We start from the raw sequence: 16,273 nt of genomic DNA, 5'->3' as shown, positions 1-16,273 counted from the left end.
TAAGCACATTGTCAGCCATCTGCGTTATGCCGTTATACCAGAAACGAATATCTCAACGCCTGGGCGTGGCGAGGTACCAGAGTGTGTATTACGTTTAAATCACATCATCTTGCAAAGGGATTGGTTATGAACTCACTACGTTATTTTGATTTTGGCACTGCCCGCCCCGTTTTATTATTAATTGCCCGTATCGCCGTGGTCTTAATTTTCATTATTTTTGGTTTTCCCAAAATGATGGGCTTTGGCGGTACGGTCCAATATATGGCCTCGCTGGGCGCACCAATGCCGATGCTGGCAGCGATTATTGCGGTAGTTATGGAAGTGCCCGCCGCGATATTAATCGTGCTTGGCTTTTTCACCCGTCCGCTGGCGGTGCTGTTTATTTTCTACACGCTGGGTACGGCGGTGATTGGCCACCATTACTGGGATATGACCGGCGATGCGGTTGGGCCAAATATGATTAATTTCTGGAAGAATGTCAGTATCGCTGGCGCATTCCTGCTGTTGGCAATTACCGGGCCGGGGGCGATTTCTCTCGATCGGCGTTAGGAAAGATGCCGGATGCGGCGTAAACGCCTTATCCGGCCTACCGCTCCAACACCGATTGTAGGCCTGATAAGACGCAGCAAGCGTCGCATCAGGCATCGTGCACCGAGTGCTACAAAATCGAAATTACCCCGTAGGCCTGTGCATCCGGCATTTTATAAATTACAGCAACGCAACCCGCAACGACATCTCTGAAATTGTTGATTCCCCTGGTGCAAGCGCAATGAGGTCACCACCTTCCGGACGATGATGGTCATCCGGCGCATGGCTCATCGGTTCCAGACAGAAGAAATCAAACGCATATCCTTTATCAAACGCCGGGTCGGAAACAAAGATGAAATAACACGGTGCAGGCGGCGTCGTTTCCATGATGATGGCATAACCCTCCTGCGGCTGCTCGATGCGGGCCTGACCATTCCATCCGGCAAAACCATTGTTTACCCACTGGCGCGGTAACGGCGCGAGCTGGTTAAAATCCAGTTCCTGCGGTAGCTGCTCGCAAAACTCACCCGCCAGCCACTGCTCCTGCTCCCGCCAGTAACAGCTCGCCTGCGCCTGAATCCGCGTTTGTGGTGACAACGGAAAATAAGGATGCCAGCCGGTACCAAATGGCAGCGTCTCTGCCCCTTTATTGGTGACAGAGAGCGTCACCGTCAGCGTATCTGCCGTTAAATGAAACGCCTGACTTACCCGATAGTGATAAACACCGCTGCGATGTTCATACACCAGACACAAGCTATCTTCGCTGCGCGAGACACATTGCCACTGCCCCAGCCAGGCATCACCGTGTAGATAGTGCGCATCCCACTCAACATTCGGTTGTAGTTGATATTCACGTCCCTGCCAGACAAAACGATTACCGCTCACCCGGTTTGCAAACGGCACCAGCGGAAAACAAGAGGCATCGGTTGCCACACCGCTTTTTTTACCAGGACGTAGCAGCGGCGTCGTATCGCGCCAGAAGCCTTCGATTACGCCGCCCTGATCAGAAACGTCCAGCTTTAGCGGCCCGTGAGATAAGGTATAGATGGTCATCCGCAGACTCCTTAATCCGGGAAATTAATCACAACTTTCCCGCATTTGCCGCTTGCCATCAGTGCATAAGCATCTCCCGCCTGTTCCAGCGAGAAGCGGTGGGTAATGGCATTACGCGGCCACAGTTTCCAGTCCGTTAAATCGTGGGCGCATTTTTCCATATGGAACAGACTGGTCACCCAGGAGCCGATAATCCGCCGTTGATGGTGCATCAGGTCAGCGCTAACCTCGAACTCGACTTTTCCGGTTTCACCAATGTAAACCACGCGTCCCCAGTCAGCGGTGGATTGCAGTGCCAGTAAGCGACCTGCGGCATTACCGGAACAATCAAGCGCAACATCCGCGCCGCCGTGAGTGAGTTCGGCGATTATCTGCGGCAGACCTTCGGTGGTCGCTAAATAGCCGTGATCCATCACTCCTAACTGTTTCGCCATCGCCAGACGTTCCGGCAACATATCAACGCCGATGATCCTTTTTGCACCGCGACCTTTCGCCAGCATCATCGCCATCATGCCGACCGGCCCCAGACCGACCACCAGTACGTTATCACTGCCGGAAACTTCGCCGCGCAAAATCCCTTCATACGCTGTACCAACGCCGCAACTGATAAACGCACCATCTTCGTAACTCAGTGCATCCGGCAGGAGGATCAGATCTTTTTCTTCCGCCAGCAGGTATTCAGCATGGCCGCCGTCACGCTGCCAGCCGTAAGCGGCTTTTCCTTCACCGGTGCAGGAGATAGGAAAACCGCGACGGCAGTTCGGGCAAAAGCCACAACCGGAAATGTGATACACCAGCACGCGGTCGCCCTCTTTAAAATGGCGACAGCCTTGCCCCATCGCCACAATCTGCCCGCACGGTTCATGACCGTTGATAAATCCCTGGTATAACGGTTTATCGGGTGCCGCCGCCGTAGCGCGGTGCTGGTGGTAGATATAGTGGACATCGCTTCCGCAAATCCCGGAGGATTTCATTTTGATCAGTACCTGGTTAATCCCCGGCGTCGGCACCGCAACTTCCCGCAGATCGACGGTCGAATTTCCTGGTAAATAAGCTGCCAGCATCGTTTTCATAAATCCCTCATTAACAATACGATTAATTTTCATCCCTGCCGCACCTGCGCCAGGGGCGTTAAGGTTTAGCGTTTCGCTTTACTGCTACGCTGGGTCAGCAAGATATTCGCCAGCACCGCCACCACGATGATGACGCCGCGCACCACCTGCTGGAAAAAGGAGTTAATCCCGAGCAGCACCAGACCGTTACCGATTAGCGTAATCACCAGTACGCCAAGCAGCGTACCGAACAACGAGCCGCGACCGCCGGAAAGCGCCGTACCGCCGACAACGACCGCGGCGATGACGTCAAACTCCAGACCGTTTGCGGCACCTGCGTTACCGGAACCGAGGCGCGCCGCCAACAAAATGCCGGTCACCGCCGCTAATAATCCCGAAAGGGTAAAAATAAGAATGCGTACCCGACGAACGTTAATACCGCACAACTGCGCTGCAGTGGCATTACCGCCAACAGCAAAAACCGAGCGCCCGAAGGCGGTTTTGCGGCTAATGAACACAAACAGCGCAAATAACACCATCATGATCAGCGCGGATACCGGCACCCCGAGAAATTGTCCGCCCAGCCAGTCCAGCACTTCGTTTTCGTTAATTGGCACTGGCAAGGCGTTCGTCATAAACAGCCCCATTCCGCGCAGGGCGCTCCATAAACCCAGCGTGGCAACAAAACTTGGCACGTTAAACACGCCGCGCAGCACCCCGGCGAGCGTTCCCATCAGCGCACCTAACAGCAACACCAGCAGACAAGCAATCGCCAGCGGAACGTCAAATTGCAGCAAAAACGCCAGGCACACTGAAACAAAAGCCACCATCGGCCCAACGCTGACATCAATTTCACCGGAGATAATAATCAGCGTCATCGCCCAGGCGGCGATCCCAATGGTGGCGGCATCGCGCAGCACGTTCATCTGGTTATTCAATGAGATAAAGCCAGGCGCATTCAGGGAGAAGACCAGATAAAGAATGGCAATCACCACCAGCAAACCGATCTCATTAATATGGCGACTGACAAATTGTTTGAGCGAGACGCTCTTGCCCTGCGGCAATGGTAATGACGAAGCAGACATCTTCAGGTTCCTCGGTAAAATTCATCAGTGCACAGACAGAATGGCGGACATCAGCTCATCCACATTGACCGGAGAGTGAAACTCCTGCGAGAACGTACCGTGCTGTAACAACAGAATGCGGTCGCACACCAACGGTAACTCCTCCACTTCACTGGAGATAAACACCACGCTTTTTCCTTCGGCAGCCAGCTCGCGGACAATACGGTAAATCTGCTGTTTGGCTTCGATATCGACGCCGCGCGTTGGCTCGTCGAGCAACAAAATCTGGCTGGCGGCATAGACCCAACGACCGATCACCACTTTTTGCTGATTGCCGCCAGAAAGCGTGCCGATGGGCGTTTCGCTACTGGCGGCCTTGACCGTCATCCGCTGCATCACCTCTTCGGTCAGGCGGCGGATGGTGGACCATTGCAGCACACCGTTGGCGCTGATTTTTTGCCGATTGGTCAGCACTGTATTTTCGTCAACGCCCAACCAGGGAATGATCCCCGCTTCTTTGCGGTTTTCTGGCGTATAGCCAATGCCGCGTTTCAGCATGTCGCCGTAATCGGGGCGCGTGATTTTCTCGCCGTTGATAACAATTTCGCCCTGTTCATACGTCTCCAGCCCAACAATCGCCTTCAGCAATTCACTGCGCCCTGCCCCCAGCAGACCAGCAATGCCGAGCACTTCGCCACAACGTAGCGTAAAACTGATATCCTCCAGCTTGGGCTTATGGCGTAACGCACGGACTTCCAGCACGGCTTGATCCATAATTTCCTGAGGGGCAACCGGCGCAATATCAACGTGATCGCGCCCGAGCATTAGCGACACAATATGATGCGTAGAGGTGTTTTCGAGCATCACATCGCCCGCCACCTGACCATCGCGCATAACGGTGGCACAGGAGGCAATGCGGCGAATTTCTTCCATCCGGTGGCTGACATAAATCACCGCCACGCCCAGTGCCGACATCTTTTTCACCGCGCTGATCACCAGTTCAACTTCCGCACTGGCAAGCGAGCTGGTGGGTTCATCAAGAATGACCACGCGCGGCTCGCCCTTCATCACCCGCGCAATTTCCACCAGTTGCTTTTGCGCCGGGCTTAGTGTTGAAACAAGTTGTTCAGGACTAACGTCAACGCCCAACGCCTGCAAGCAACGTTGGGCGTCCTGCGCCATTTGCAGGTAATCAATCATGCCGTTGCGGCGGGGCCACTGACCGAGGCAGAGGTTTTCCGCCACTGTCAGCCCTTCCACCAGACTTAACTCCTGATAAACCGCACGAACCCCCAGTTCAGCGGCACGGCGAGTCAGCGTAGCTTCGTCACCTTCCAGTCGCGTCTCGCCAATCCAGATATCACCGCTATCCGGACGTTCGCTACCGGTCAGCATTCGAATGAGGGTCGATTTTCCCGCACCGTTTTTGCCTAACAGCGCGCGAACTTCGCCTTTATTGAGCGTGAAGTTAACGTTATCCAGCGCAACGACGCCGGGGTAACGCTTATTTCCTGCCACCACTTTTGCTACCGGGACTGCCTCTGTTGCCGTGAACATAGGGACCTCTGCGAATCAGCGATTAGGGCAGACCATCAACGTGCGTTGCCAGCCACTGTTTACCGTCTTCCGTTTTGGTATAGAGATCGATTGGCACCTGAATCACTTTTTCACCGTCGGCTTGTTTATTGATAACCTTCAATGTTTGCGCGAAAACAGCATTGCCCATTTTCTTACCGGAAATATCCACCACCGCTTTCAGCACCTGGTTGTTTTCCAGCTCCTGAGCAATTTCAGTGGTCATATCAGAACCGAAAACAGCAATTTTTCCGGCCTGATTTTGATTACGTACCGCTTTTACCGCGCCGAGTGTCGCTCCGCCCGATTCCCCCATAATGGCGTTGAGATCCGGCGTGGAGATAATCAGTTTTTCACCGACAGAAATCGCTTTATCTAAAACAGTCCCTTCCTGATTAGCGACAATTTGCGCGCCGGGAACGCGGGTTTTTAATACTTCTTCAAACCCTTTACGACGTTGCACACAAACTTCAAAGGCTTCGCAATTGATGACGGCAATTTTCGGCTGGTCAATTTTGTTGGCAATAAAATAATCGGCGGCTGCGTTACCCAGTTTTTTACCAAATTCCAGCGGGTCACCAACCAGATATGCCGAGACATATTTATCGACACCCTTTTGATTAATACAGGTGTTGTAGCAAATCACCGGAATACCCGCTTCACTGGCGCGACGAACGGTACGGCTACTGCCATTTTCAGACACTGCCGATAAAATAATGGCATCGACATTACGCTCCACGAGGGTATCAACAAAGGTACTTTCTTTCGAAATATCGCCCTGAGCGTTAGTTTCAATTAATTGTACCTGTACTGAAGAATCTTTTGCCGCATCCTGAACGCCCTGACGCACTCCGGCGTAATATCCCTGGGTATCAAGGTATATTGCGCCAATAGTCATTTCTTTATCAGAAGCCCTGGCAAATAGTGCGCTACCCAATAGCGTAGCCATTAATAATAAATTACGGGTTCTTGTCATTTTTTTAGGCATAGTGCCTCCTGTAGGGTTTTTATTTACAACGGCTTATTTTAATTATTTGAGCGTGAGCGGCAGCGCGTGCCGCTCAAATATTACAGTTAATAGGGTTTAGTGAACGTAGCTAAAAATAAAAGGCATCACGGTGGTGAATAATGCCGCTTTCGGCCAGGCTGGATTAATCGCCATCAATTCAGCGCGAGCAGATTCATAGTGCGCAACCTCCCCTAATCCCGCGGCCGCCAGCATCGCCACCATCAGGCATTTTTCTTTATGCTGCTGTTGTAAATCGCTATACAGCGACAACAAGTCAGGCTGCGAGACGGCAAAGAAATCCGCTTCGATACTGGTTTTCGCCATCTCTTTCGCCCACTGTTTCATTTCACTAAACAGTTGCTGTGCGGTGTGTTGTTCGCCCAGCAGTCGCAGCGCCATTCCTTGCCAGAAGAGATAATCAACCGGCTGATCGTTGTAATAACTGTGGATGTTAATGGTGCGATCGCCGGTCGCCGCCAGACGTAAACAACGCATCGCTTCAGTTTCATCGCCCTGCGCGTTGGCGCATACTGCCTGCCAGAACCAGATGTCGTTGTCAGTTTGCCCCGGTAAACGGCCTTCGCTTAAATTCTCCGGATAATGCAGCGCGGCATGAAGCAGTTCGCTGGCCTGCTGCGGCTCTCTGGCATCAAGATGCTGCCAGGCGCGTAATAACTGGTTGAGGATAAACTGGCTGGTGACCTTCCCTTCCCCACCTTCCCACGGGTGGAATTTGCGCGTGGCGAGAATGTCCGCCGCTTTGTCTGCCTGACCAGTGAGATGCCACAAATTGAGCAGTTCTGCGGTCATGTCGTCGCGTTTCAGCGCAATTTCCAGATTATTTTCCAGACGCGCCAGTCGTTTCTCCGGTGTGACACCGCTTAACTTATCCAGCAAATCCCGTTCGAAAAGCAGACGTGCATCCTGCGGCGCAAGCTGATAAGCATTATCAAGATAACGCGCGGCCAGCTCATAATCGTGCTGCTTATTCCACGCATGGATCGCCAACCCGCGCCAGCCGTCGGCAAACTCCGGCGACATCTCTACGCAACGCTGCCATAAGGCAATGGCTTTACCGTAGCTACGCTTGTTGTAGTAGAAGCAGGCCAGTAAATGCCGGGCAAACCAGCACTCTTCGATACTCTCCAGCGCCGCCACTTCTTCCAGCGTATTCGGGAAACGGACAAACTGCGGGAAGGCATCAATAGCTTTTACGACCAGTTCTCCGCGTTCAGCTTTTGGTAGCAAACTGGCTTGCAGGTAAAGCGGTAGCGTGCGCTGACAGTCCAGTGCGTTCAGCATATCTGCCGCCAGGGCGGGCATGCCCCAGTTAATCAGTTGCCCGGCGGTCATCAGGGCGTTAACGTCGCGTCCCTGACAAAGACCTCGCCACTGTACGAGGGCAGATTCGCTACGACCATCGAACCAGTTCAGCCACCACAGAGTAGCGTTCAGCGGATAATCACGCAGCAGTTTCTCGCGCTGCAAACGCGCGTTGTCCTGACGACCACTTAACACCAGTAGCAGGTTATGCAGGCAAAGCACTTCCTGATTGGTTGGGCAGGCGCGAAGACTTTGTTGGCAAAAATCCAGACCAGCGTCAAAGTTACCATTACGCGCCGCCAGCCGTGCCAGACCATAATAGCCGCCTGCTTTACTGTTGCCGCTCCAGACCGCACGCCAGAAATCCTCTTCGGCTTGTTGATATTGCCCCTGACGTTCGTAAGCACTGGCGCGAATCAAACTCGCCTGTCCGCACTGCGGATTTTTGTTCAGCGCATGTGCGCGTTTCAGCGCCTGAGTGGCATACGCCACCGCTTGCGGGAAATCGGCACGGTTATATTCCAGCATCGCCAGCGCCAGGTTACAGCGATAATCCAGCGGATCCAGCGCCACGCCGCGCAGGTAGTAATCGAACGGTGAACGGCTCGCGTGATGATATTGCTCCAGATGTTGACCGATAAACCAGGCTTCATCTGTACTGGTAATGTCTTGTGCTGCCAGTGGCGCTTTGGCGACGTCCGGCAACGGCAACGCTTGCGACTGATGTTCATGATAACTCAGTACAATATTGCCGTCGGCATCGGAGAGCTCAATGGTCAGCCTTTCAGGATTGATACCGTGCAACACGCCCTGGATGGCGGTCGCTGGTGTCAGGGCCACGGCATCATCGAGCAACGCGTTGCATTTGCCGATTTCGCGGATCGCCAGGCGGTATCCGTTCAACGGAGAGATGGCATACAGCCCCCACTCAATCCCCCGCTCACTACGCTGGAGTTTTATCACCGCATCGCGGGAGGCATTTTGCACCATGCCCAGAGAATGATAAGGCAGGAAATACTGCTCGAAACGCTTCTCCTCGTAAGCATCAAGCCAGGTAAAATCAGGCTGGTTATCGGCAAAAATACCGGTCATCAGTTCGATATACGGGCCGTTATTGTCAGTCAGGCTCTTATCCCACGCCTGGCCAAATTCACTGTGTCCCCAGCTCCACTGTTTTTTACCTGGCGCAATATGGTGGTTGGCAACGTGTAGCAAACCACCATCTTCATCGTGACACCACGCGCCAACAAAATCGTACTGTGATTTTTCAGCCATATATGAGGTTGGAACGGGCACATTTTTATAGCGAGAAATGTCCACTCCGGCGGAGTAGTCCACTTTGTAGTAAGTGCCGGTGGCGATGGGGAAAGCGGAGACGGCCCGTTTACCGTGATCAAACACCGCAGTCACATCCGGTGGGAAAACGCTCTGATGCCCTTCACCCCCTTTCACTGCCGGGTTGGCCCACCACAAGAAATGACGCGGCGTGGCGTTGCCGTTATAGACGCGACTGGCGATTTCCAGCGCCGCCCGGTCAGGGCGCAGGGTGAAACCTGTCATCACCTGTAAACCGTGCATCGGCTCCGTTTCGCCGACCCACACCGTCTGTGCGCCGTCGTCATGGGCTTCGAGGGTGAAATCAACGGGCATAAAGGTGGTCGGGCGATGGTGTTGCGGCCAGTTAAACTCAATCCCGCCGGAGATCCACGGCCCCAGCAGTCCCACCAGCGCCGGTTTAATGACTTCATTGTGATAAACAAAATCGCGCTGTTTCACTTTATCCCACGCGCGATGCACCCGACCGCCCAGTTCCGGCAGGATCATCACTTTGATGTAGTCGTTTTCCAGCCACACCGCCTGCCAGGATTTCAGGGTTTTCTGCTCGCTCAGCGTATCGGTCACGCCGTAGGGATAAACCGCGCCGGACGATCCCTGATAAACGCGATTTTCCAGGAACATGGGATGTATATCCTGCGGCCCGGTTTCATAGGTCGGGATCTCAACGCGCTCTTGCCACACTTTTACTGGAGTCATGGTGCCCTCAATATTAACAAGACATACTGAATTAAAAGATTTGTGGCAGTGTATTGAACAATCTGGCAATGTTTTCGCGGAATAATCACGCAATTAACTAAACAAGGTTTAGTAAAGATGAGAGCCTGCATTAACAATCAACAGATTCGCCACCATAACAAATGCGTGATTCTGGAACTGCTGTACCGGCAAAAGCGCGCCAATAAATCAACGCTGGCCCGGCTGGCGCAAATTTCGATTCCGGCGGTCAGTAATATTTTGCAGGAACTGGAAAGCGAAAAACGGGTGGTGAATATCGACGATGAAAGCCAGACGCGCGGGCATAGTAGCGGTACATGGCTGATTGCGCCGGAAGGAGACTGGACGCTGTGCCTGAACGTGACGCCCACCAGCATTGAGTGTCAGGTCGCTAATGCCTGTTTAAGTCCGAAAGGCGAATTTGAGTATTTACAGATTGATGCACCGACGCCGCAGGCGCTGCTGTCCGAAATCGAAAAATGCTGGCATCGCCACCGTAAATTGTGGCCGGACCGCACCATCAATCTGGCTCTGGCAATCCACGGTCAGGTTGATCCAGTGACCGGCGTGTCGCAAACCATGCCGCAAGCGCCGTGGGCAACACCGATTGAGGTGAAGTACCTGCTGGAAGAGAAGCTGGGCATTCGGGTAATGGTCGATAATGACTGCGTGATGCTGGCGCTGGCGGAGAAATGGCAAAATAATTCACAAGTGCGTGATTTCTGCGTAATCAACGTTGATTACGGCATTGGCTCGTCGTTCGTGATTAACGAGCAAATTTATCGCGGCAGTTTGTATGGCAGTGGACAGATTGGTCACACCATCGTTAATCCGGATGGCGTCGTCTGCGACTGCGGGCGTTATGGCTGCCTGGAAACCGTCGCCTCGTTAAGCGCATTAAAAAAACAGGCGCGGGTATGGCTAAAATCACAACCGGTTAATACTCAGCTTGATCCTGAAAAATTGACTACCGCGCAGTTAATCGCTGCCTGGCAGAGTGGAGAACCGTGGATCACCAGTTGGGTTGACCACAGTGCCAACGCCATTGGTTTGAGTCTGTATAACTTCCTCAACATCCTCAATATTAATCAGATTTGGTTGTACGGTCGCAGTTGTGCCTTTGGTGAGAACTGGCTTAATACCATTATTCGCCAGACGGGATTTAACCCGTTCGACCGCGACGAAGGACCGAGCGTGAAAGCGACACAGATTGGCTTTGGGCAATTAAGCCGCGCACAACAGGTACTGGGAATTGGCTATTTGTATGTTGAGGCGCAGTTACGGCAGATTTGATGGCGCGATAACGTAGAAAGGCTTCCCGAAGGAAGCCTTTTTTCAACAGATTAACCGTTTCGCTTATGCGTAAACCGGGTAACGTGCGCAGATGTCGAGAACTTTACCTTTGATGCGCTCGATAACGGCTTCATCATTGATGCTGTCCAGCACGTCACACATCCAGCCAGCCAGTTCTTTCGCTTCGGCTTCTTTAAAGCCACGACGGGTAATCGCCGGAGTACCTACACGAATACCGGAAGTCACAAACGGGCTCTTCGGATCGTTCGGTACGCTGTTTTTGTTCACGGTGATGTTAGCACGGCCCAGAGCGGCGTCTGCTTCTTTACCGGTCAGGTTTTTATCAACCAGATCAACCAGGAACAGGTGGTTATCAGTACCACCAGAAACCACTTTGTAGCCACGTTCGAGGAACACTTCTACCATCGCTTTGGCGTTTTTCGCGACCTGCTGCTGGTAAGTTTTGAACTCAGGTTCCATTGCTTCTTTCAGAGCAACCGCTTTACCGGCGATTACGTGCATCAACGGACCGCCCTGACCACCAGGGAAAACGGCAGAGTTCAGTTTTTTGTACAGCTCTTCGCTACCACCTTTCGCCAGGATCAGGCCGCCGCGCGGACCCGCCAGGGTTTTGTGAGTGGTGGTAGTAACAACGTGAGCATGAGGAACCGGGTTAGGGTAGACACCAGCGGCAACCAGGCCCGCAACGTGCGCCATATCAACGAACAGGTAAGCACCGATGCTGTCAGCGATTTCACGCATTTTCGCCCAGTCCACCACGCCGGAATATGCAGAGAAGCCACCGATAATCATTTTCGGTTTGTGTTCTTTGGCTTGTTTTTCCAGATCGGCGTAGTCGATATGACCGGTAGCATCGATACCGTAAGGAACGATGTTGTACAGTTTACCGGAGAAGTTAACCGGAGAACCGTGAGTCAGGTGACCGCCATGCGCCAGATTCATACCCAGAACGGTATCGCCTGGTTCCAGCAACGCGGTGTAGACCGCAAAGTTAGCCTGGGAGCCGGAGTGCGGCTGGACGTTAGCGTAGTCAGCGCCGAACAGTTCTTTCGCACGATCGATCGCCAGTTGTTCAACGATATCAACATACTCGCAACCGCCGTAGTAGCGTTTGCCCGGATAACCTTCAGCATATTTGTTGGTCAGCTGAGAACCCTGCGCCTGCATTACGCGCGGGCTGGTGTAGTTTTCGGAGGCGATCAGTTCGATGTGCTCTTCCTGACGTACTTTTTCCTGCTCCATAGCCTGCCACAGTTCGGCATCATAATCGGCAATGTTCATTTCACGCTTTAACATCCGCATCTCCTGACTCAGCTAACAATAAAATTTTTGGCCTTTATAGGCGGTCCTGTTGGACAACGGCGAACAGTATAACCGAATCATTGTGCGATAACAGGTCTTGACAAAGGAATTTACGCAAACGATTACCTTCAGGCTACGCAAGGCTTTGGAGAATAAAGAGCTTGCAACCGGAAACGGATTTCTTTTCAGGTTTGTGATGCAAATTTTTCACTTCATCACATTCTTTCTGAAAAACACCAAAGAACCATTTACATTGCAGGGCTATTTTTTATAAGATGCATTTGAGATACATCAATTAAGATGCAAAAAAAAGGAAGACCATATGCTTGACGCTCAAACCATCGCTACAGTAAAAGCCACCATCCCTTTACTGGTGGAAACGGGACCAAAGTTAACCGCCCATTTCTACGACCGTATGTTTACTCATAACCCAGAACTCAAAGAAATTTTTAACATGAGTAACCAGCGTAATGGCGATCAACGTGAAGCCCTGTTTAACGCTATTGCCGCCTACGCCAGCAATATTGAAAACCTGCCTGCGCTGCTGCCAGCGGTAGAAAAAATCGCGCAGAAGCACACCAGTTTCCAGATCAAACCGGAACAGTACAACATCGTCGGTGAACACCTGTTGGCAACGCTGGACGAAATGTTCAGCCCGGGGCAGGAAGTGCTGGACGCGTGGGGTAAAGCCTATGGCGTCCTGGCTAATGTATTTATCAATCGCGAGGCGGAAATCTATAACGAAAACGCCAGCAAAGCCGGTGGTTGGGAAGGTACTCGCGATTTCCGCATTGTGGCTAAAACACCACGCAGCGCACTTATCACCAGCTTCGAACTGGAGCCGGTCGACGGTGGCGCAGTGGCAGAATACCGTCCGGGGCAATATCTCGGCGTCTGGCTGAAGCCGGAAGGTTTCCCGCATCAGGAAATTCGTCAGTACTCTTTGACTCGCAAACCGGATGGCAAAGGCTATCGTATTGCGGTGAAACGCGAAGAGGGTGGGCAGGTATCCAACTGGCTGCACAATCACGCCAATGTTGGCGATGTCGTGAAACTGGTCGCTCCGGCAGGTGATTTCTTTATGGCTGTCGCAGATGACACACCAGTGACGTTAATCTCTGCCGGTGTCGGTCAAACGCCAATGCTGGCAATGCTCGACACGCTGGCAAAAGCAGGCCACACAGCACAAGTGAACTGGTTCCATGCGGCAGAAAATGGCGATGTTCACGCCTTTGCCGATGAAGTTAAGGAACTGGGTCAATCACTGCCACGCTTTACCGCACACACCTGGTATCGTCAGCCGAATGAAGCCGATCGCGCTAAAGGTCAGTTTGATAGCGAAGGTCTGATGGATTTGAGCAAACTGGAAGGTGCGTTCAGCGATCCGACAATGCAGTTCTATCTCTGCGGCCCGGTTGGCTTCATGCAGTTTGCCGCGAAACAGTTAGTGGATCTGGGCGTGAAACAGGAAAACATTCATTACGAATGCTTTGGCCCGCATAAGGTGCTGTGATTTGATGTTGCCGGATGGAAACATCCGGCAACCCTTGACGCGTTTTAAATTGCCGCGTCGTCCTCTTCACCGGTACGGATGCGAATGACCCGTGCCACGTCGAAGACGAAGATTTTACCGTCACCGATTTTGCCAGTTTGCGCCGTGCGAATAATGGTATCGACACAGGTATCGACAATGTCGTCCGGTACGACAATCTCAATTTTCACTTTCGGCAGAAAATCCACCATATACTCCGCACCGCGGTACAGCTCGGTATGGCCTTTCTGGCGGCCAAAACCTTTCACCTCAGTGACCGTCATGCCGGTAATACCGACTTCAGCCAGTGCTTCGCGGACATCGTCCAGCTTGAAGGGTTTAATAATCGCATCAATCTTTTTCATGCTATTCCTTGAAAAGGTCGCCTGTCTTTTGATCTGCTAAACGTAACACATAACGCCAATTCATTCCTTGAAATCGTTTGCATCCAGTTCGTGTCGGGAAAGCAGTTTATAAAATTCTGTCCGGTTGCGCCCCGCCATTCTCGCCGCGTGGGTGACGTTGCCTTTGGTGATTTGCAGCAGCTTACGCAAATAGTTGAGTTCAAACTGATTACGCGCCTCAACAAAGGTTGGCAGCGCCGTGTTTTCGCCCTCCAGCGCCTGCTCCACCAGCGCATCACTAATTACCGGAGATGATGTCAGCGCCACGCACTGTTCAATCACGTTGACCAACTGGCGCACGTTGCCCGGCCAGCTCGCAGTCATCAGGCGTTTCATTGCATCGGTGGAGAACGCGCGGACAAACGGTTTATGTCGCTCTGCCGCCTGGCGCAACAGGTGATTTGCCAGTAGCGGAATGTCTTCTGTGCGCTCCGCCAGTGCCGGAATTTTCAGGCTGACAACGTTGAGGCGGTAATAGAGGTCTTCACGGAATTCCCCGCGCGTCATCGCTTTTGGCAGGTCGCGGTGGGTCGCAGAAATAATCCGCACGTCGATATCAATATCGCGGTTACTGCCCAGCGGGCGCACTTTACGCTCCTGCAACACGCGCAGCAGTTTGACCTGCAACGGTGCGGGCATATCGCCAATCTCATCGAGAAATAGCGTACCGCCTTCCGCCGCCTGGAATAAACCTTCGCGATTGCTGACAGCGCCAGTAAACGCGCCACGTGCATGACCAAACAGCTCCGACTCCAGCAATTGCTCGGGTAATGCGCCACAGTTAATAGCAATAAATGGCTTGCTGTTGCGCGGGCTGGCGTTGTGGATAGCCTGGGCGAAAATCTCTTTCCCGGTGCCGCTCTGGCCGTTAATCAAAACGCTAACGTCTGATTGTGCCACCAGCCGCGCCTGTTCCAGCAAGCGCAGCATCAGCGGGCTGCGGGTGACAATCGCCTCGCGCCAACGTTCGTCGGTGGCTGGCGCGGATTGTTCCAGCGCATCGTCAATTGCCTGATATAGCGCATCTTTATCGACAGGCTTGGTGAGAAAACTGAACACGCCCTGCTGTGTTGCAGCAACGGCATCAGGAATAGAACCATGCGCGGTAAGAATAATTACTGGCATTCCCGGCTGCACTTTCTGAATTTCAGCAAATAGCTGCATACCATCCATTTCATCCATCCGCAGGTCGCTGATGACTAAATCTACTTTTTCGCGATTCAGTACCCGTAATCCTTCAACGCCACTTTCCGCCGTGACCACGCTGTAGCCTTCGCTGGTCAGGCGCAGGCCAAGCAGTTTCAGCAATCCCGGATCATCATCGACCAGTAATAAATGCGCAGGTTTATGGCTCATCAGGAGTGACCTCATCGGTGGATGGCGCGGGCTTTTCACTCTCGTGCGGCGTATCCGGCGAGAAATTTCCAGCCGGTTTGCGGGTCGAGAGCTGGCGTTCAATATCGGTCAGGTTTTCCAGCTTGCGGGTAGTGAGTTCCAGTTGCTGTTGTAGAACGTGATGTTGCTGGCGCAAAGTATCCAGCTCGCTGTCGCTGGACTGCTGGAGTTTGCTGTAGCGTTGGCGCTCTTCCGCCAGTTGCAGTTGCAGCGCCTGACCGTCGCGCCAGAGTTGATACAGTGGGCGAACCTGTGCCGGGATCTCGGTACTTAGCGCATCAATGCGCGCGACCAGCTGGCGGCGCTCATACGGCGTAATTTTGGCGTCGGCGAGCAAAATCCCTTGTTTAAAGGTATTTTGCCAGTTGCCGTCGTCATATTGGCGGGCTTGCTGACGCGACTGCGCAGGCATTAAACGATCAGCACAATCCATCGCCCGCAGCCAGTAAAGCGGATTGGTTTCGGTTGATTTACCTTGCAGCGCCCAGATGTCGCTACATTCAGTAGAAAGATAGTCAGCCAGTTGATAAACCGGAATTTTTTCTTCTGCTGGCGTATCAATGGCTGGCTTATTGTGACTCTGCACGCAACCCAGCAATGCCAGACATGGCAGCCCTGCCAGCCACAGCCGTCGGGGCAATAATCGTTGAAAAATGTGTCGCATATTCACC

13 protein-coding genes are annotated in these 16,273 nt (G+C 52.8%); 3 read left to right on the top strand and 10 right to left on the bottom strand.

The features are described 5' to 3' along the window. The first annotated feature begins 126 nt into the window (after positions 1-126). Positions 127-549: a DoxX family protein gene (yphA, locus tag EAS44_RS07480; protein WP_001305234.1), complete on the top strand. Its 423-nt coding sequence runs from the start codon at positions 127-129 to the stop codon at positions 547-549. Positions 550-708: 159 nt separating this feature from the next. Here the strand turns inward: yphA and yphB are convergent, their stop codons facing one another. The 6 genes from yphB to yphG form a co-directional block, all read right to left on the bottom strand. Next, complete coding sequence (yphB, locus tag EAS44_RS07475; RefSeq protein ID WP_000158504.1) at positions 709-1,581, bottom strand: aldose 1-epimerase; 873 nt, start codon at positions 1,579-1,581, stop codon at positions 709-711. A gap of 11 nt (positions 1,582-1,592) precedes the next feature. Then, entirely contained in the window at positions 1,593-2,687 is a 1,095-nt protein-coding gene (gene yphC / locus EAS44_RS07470; RefSeq protein WP_000700787.1) for a zinc-dependent alcohol dehydrogenase family protein, read from the bottom strand. Between the two features lie 32 nt (positions 2,688-2,719). Continuing rightward, positions 2,720-3,718 (bottom strand): ABC transporter permease, encoded by a 999-nt coding sequence (gene yphD, locus EAS44_RS07465; RefSeq protein ID WP_001276657.1) that lies wholly within the window; start codon positions 3,716-3,718, stop codon positions 2,720-2,722. A gap of 24 nt (positions 3,719-3,742) precedes the next feature. After that, positions 3,743-5,254, bottom strand: coding sequence for a sugar ABC transporter ATP-binding protein (yphE, locus tag EAS44_RS07460; protein WP_000493462.1), 1,512 nt, complete (start codon positions 5,252-5,254; stop codon positions 3,743-3,745). Positions 5,255-5,276: 22 nt separating this feature from the next. Further along, positions 5,277-6,260 (bottom strand): substrate-binding domain-containing protein, encoded by a 984-nt coding sequence (yphF, locus tag EAS44_RS07455; protein ID WP_001124929.1) that lies wholly within the window; start codon positions 6,258-6,260, stop codon positions 5,277-5,279. A gap of 96 nt (positions 6,261-6,356) precedes the next feature. Next, a complete protein-coding gene (gene yphG / locus EAS44_RS07450; RefSeq protein ID WP_001331827.1) occupies positions 6,357-9,638 on the bottom strand; it encodes a DUF5107 domain-containing protein in 3,282 nt (1,093 codons plus the stop codon). Positions 9,639-9,755: 117 nt separating this feature from the next. On the opposite strand from yphG, the gene yphH reads away from it, so the two are divergent. Continuing rightward, on the top strand, positions 9,756-10,949 hold the full coding sequence (gene yphH, locus EAS44_RS07445; RefSeq protein WP_001200772.1) for an ROK family protein: 1,194 nt from the start codon (positions 9,756-9,758) through the stop codon (positions 10,947-10,949). A 63-nt stretch (positions 10,950-11,012) separates the two neighbouring features. On the opposite strand, the gene glyA is transcribed toward yphH, so the two are convergent. Then, on the bottom strand, positions 11,013-12,266 hold the full coding sequence (gene glyA / locus EAS44_RS07440) for a serine hydroxymethyltransferase (protein ID WP_000919159.1): 1,254 nt from the start codon (positions 12,264-12,266) through the stop codon (positions 11,013-11,015). Between the two features lie 328 nt (positions 12,267-12,594). Here glyA and hmpA point away from each other — a divergent pair, with 328 nt between their 5' ends. Further along, positions 12,595-13,785, top strand: coding sequence for an NO-inducible flavohemoprotein (gene hmpA / locus EAS44_RS07435; RefSeq protein ID WP_000883117.1), 1,191 nt, complete (start codon positions 12,595-12,597; stop codon positions 13,783-13,785). A 44-nt stretch (positions 13,786-13,829) separates the two neighbouring features. Here the strand turns inward: hmpA and glnB are convergent, their stop codons facing one another. Genes glnB through qseG form a run of 3 tightly spaced genes read right to left on the bottom strand, consistent with a single transcriptional unit; the run spans position 13,830 to position 16,266 of the window. Then, the gene (gene glnB / locus EAS44_RS07430; RefSeq protein ID WP_000717694.1) at positions 13,830-14,168 is read right to left on the bottom strand and encodes a nitrogen regulatory protein P-II; all 339 of its coding nucleotides are present in this window, start codon (positions 14,166-14,168) and stop codon (positions 13,830-13,832) included. 60 nt (positions 14,169-14,228) lie between these two features. Continuing rightward, the gene (glrR, locus tag EAS44_RS07425) at positions 14,229-15,563 is read right to left on the bottom strand and encodes a two-component system response regulator GlrR (protein ID WP_001305238.1); all 1,335 of its coding nucleotides are present in this window, start codon (positions 15,561-15,563) and stop codon (positions 14,229-14,231) included. Next, positions 15,553-16,266, bottom strand: a complete 714-nt coding sequence (gene qseG / locus EAS44_RS07420; protein WP_001215879.1) for a two-component system QseEF-associated lipoprotein QseG — start codon at positions 16,264-16,266, stop codon at positions 15,553-15,555. Before qseG ends, glrR begins: the two co-directional genes overlap by 11 nt. Between the last annotated feature and the right edge of the window lie 7 nt (positions 16,267-16,273).

It is taken from the genome of Escherichia coli DSM 30083 = JCM 1649 = ATCC 11775 (assembly GCF_003697165.2).
GTDB lineage: Bacteria > Pseudomonadota > Gammaproteobacteria > Enterobacterales > Enterobacteriaceae > Escherichia > Escherichia coli.
Note: the sequence above shows the minus strand (reverse complement) of the source record. Positions and strands in the feature narration are given on the sequence as shown.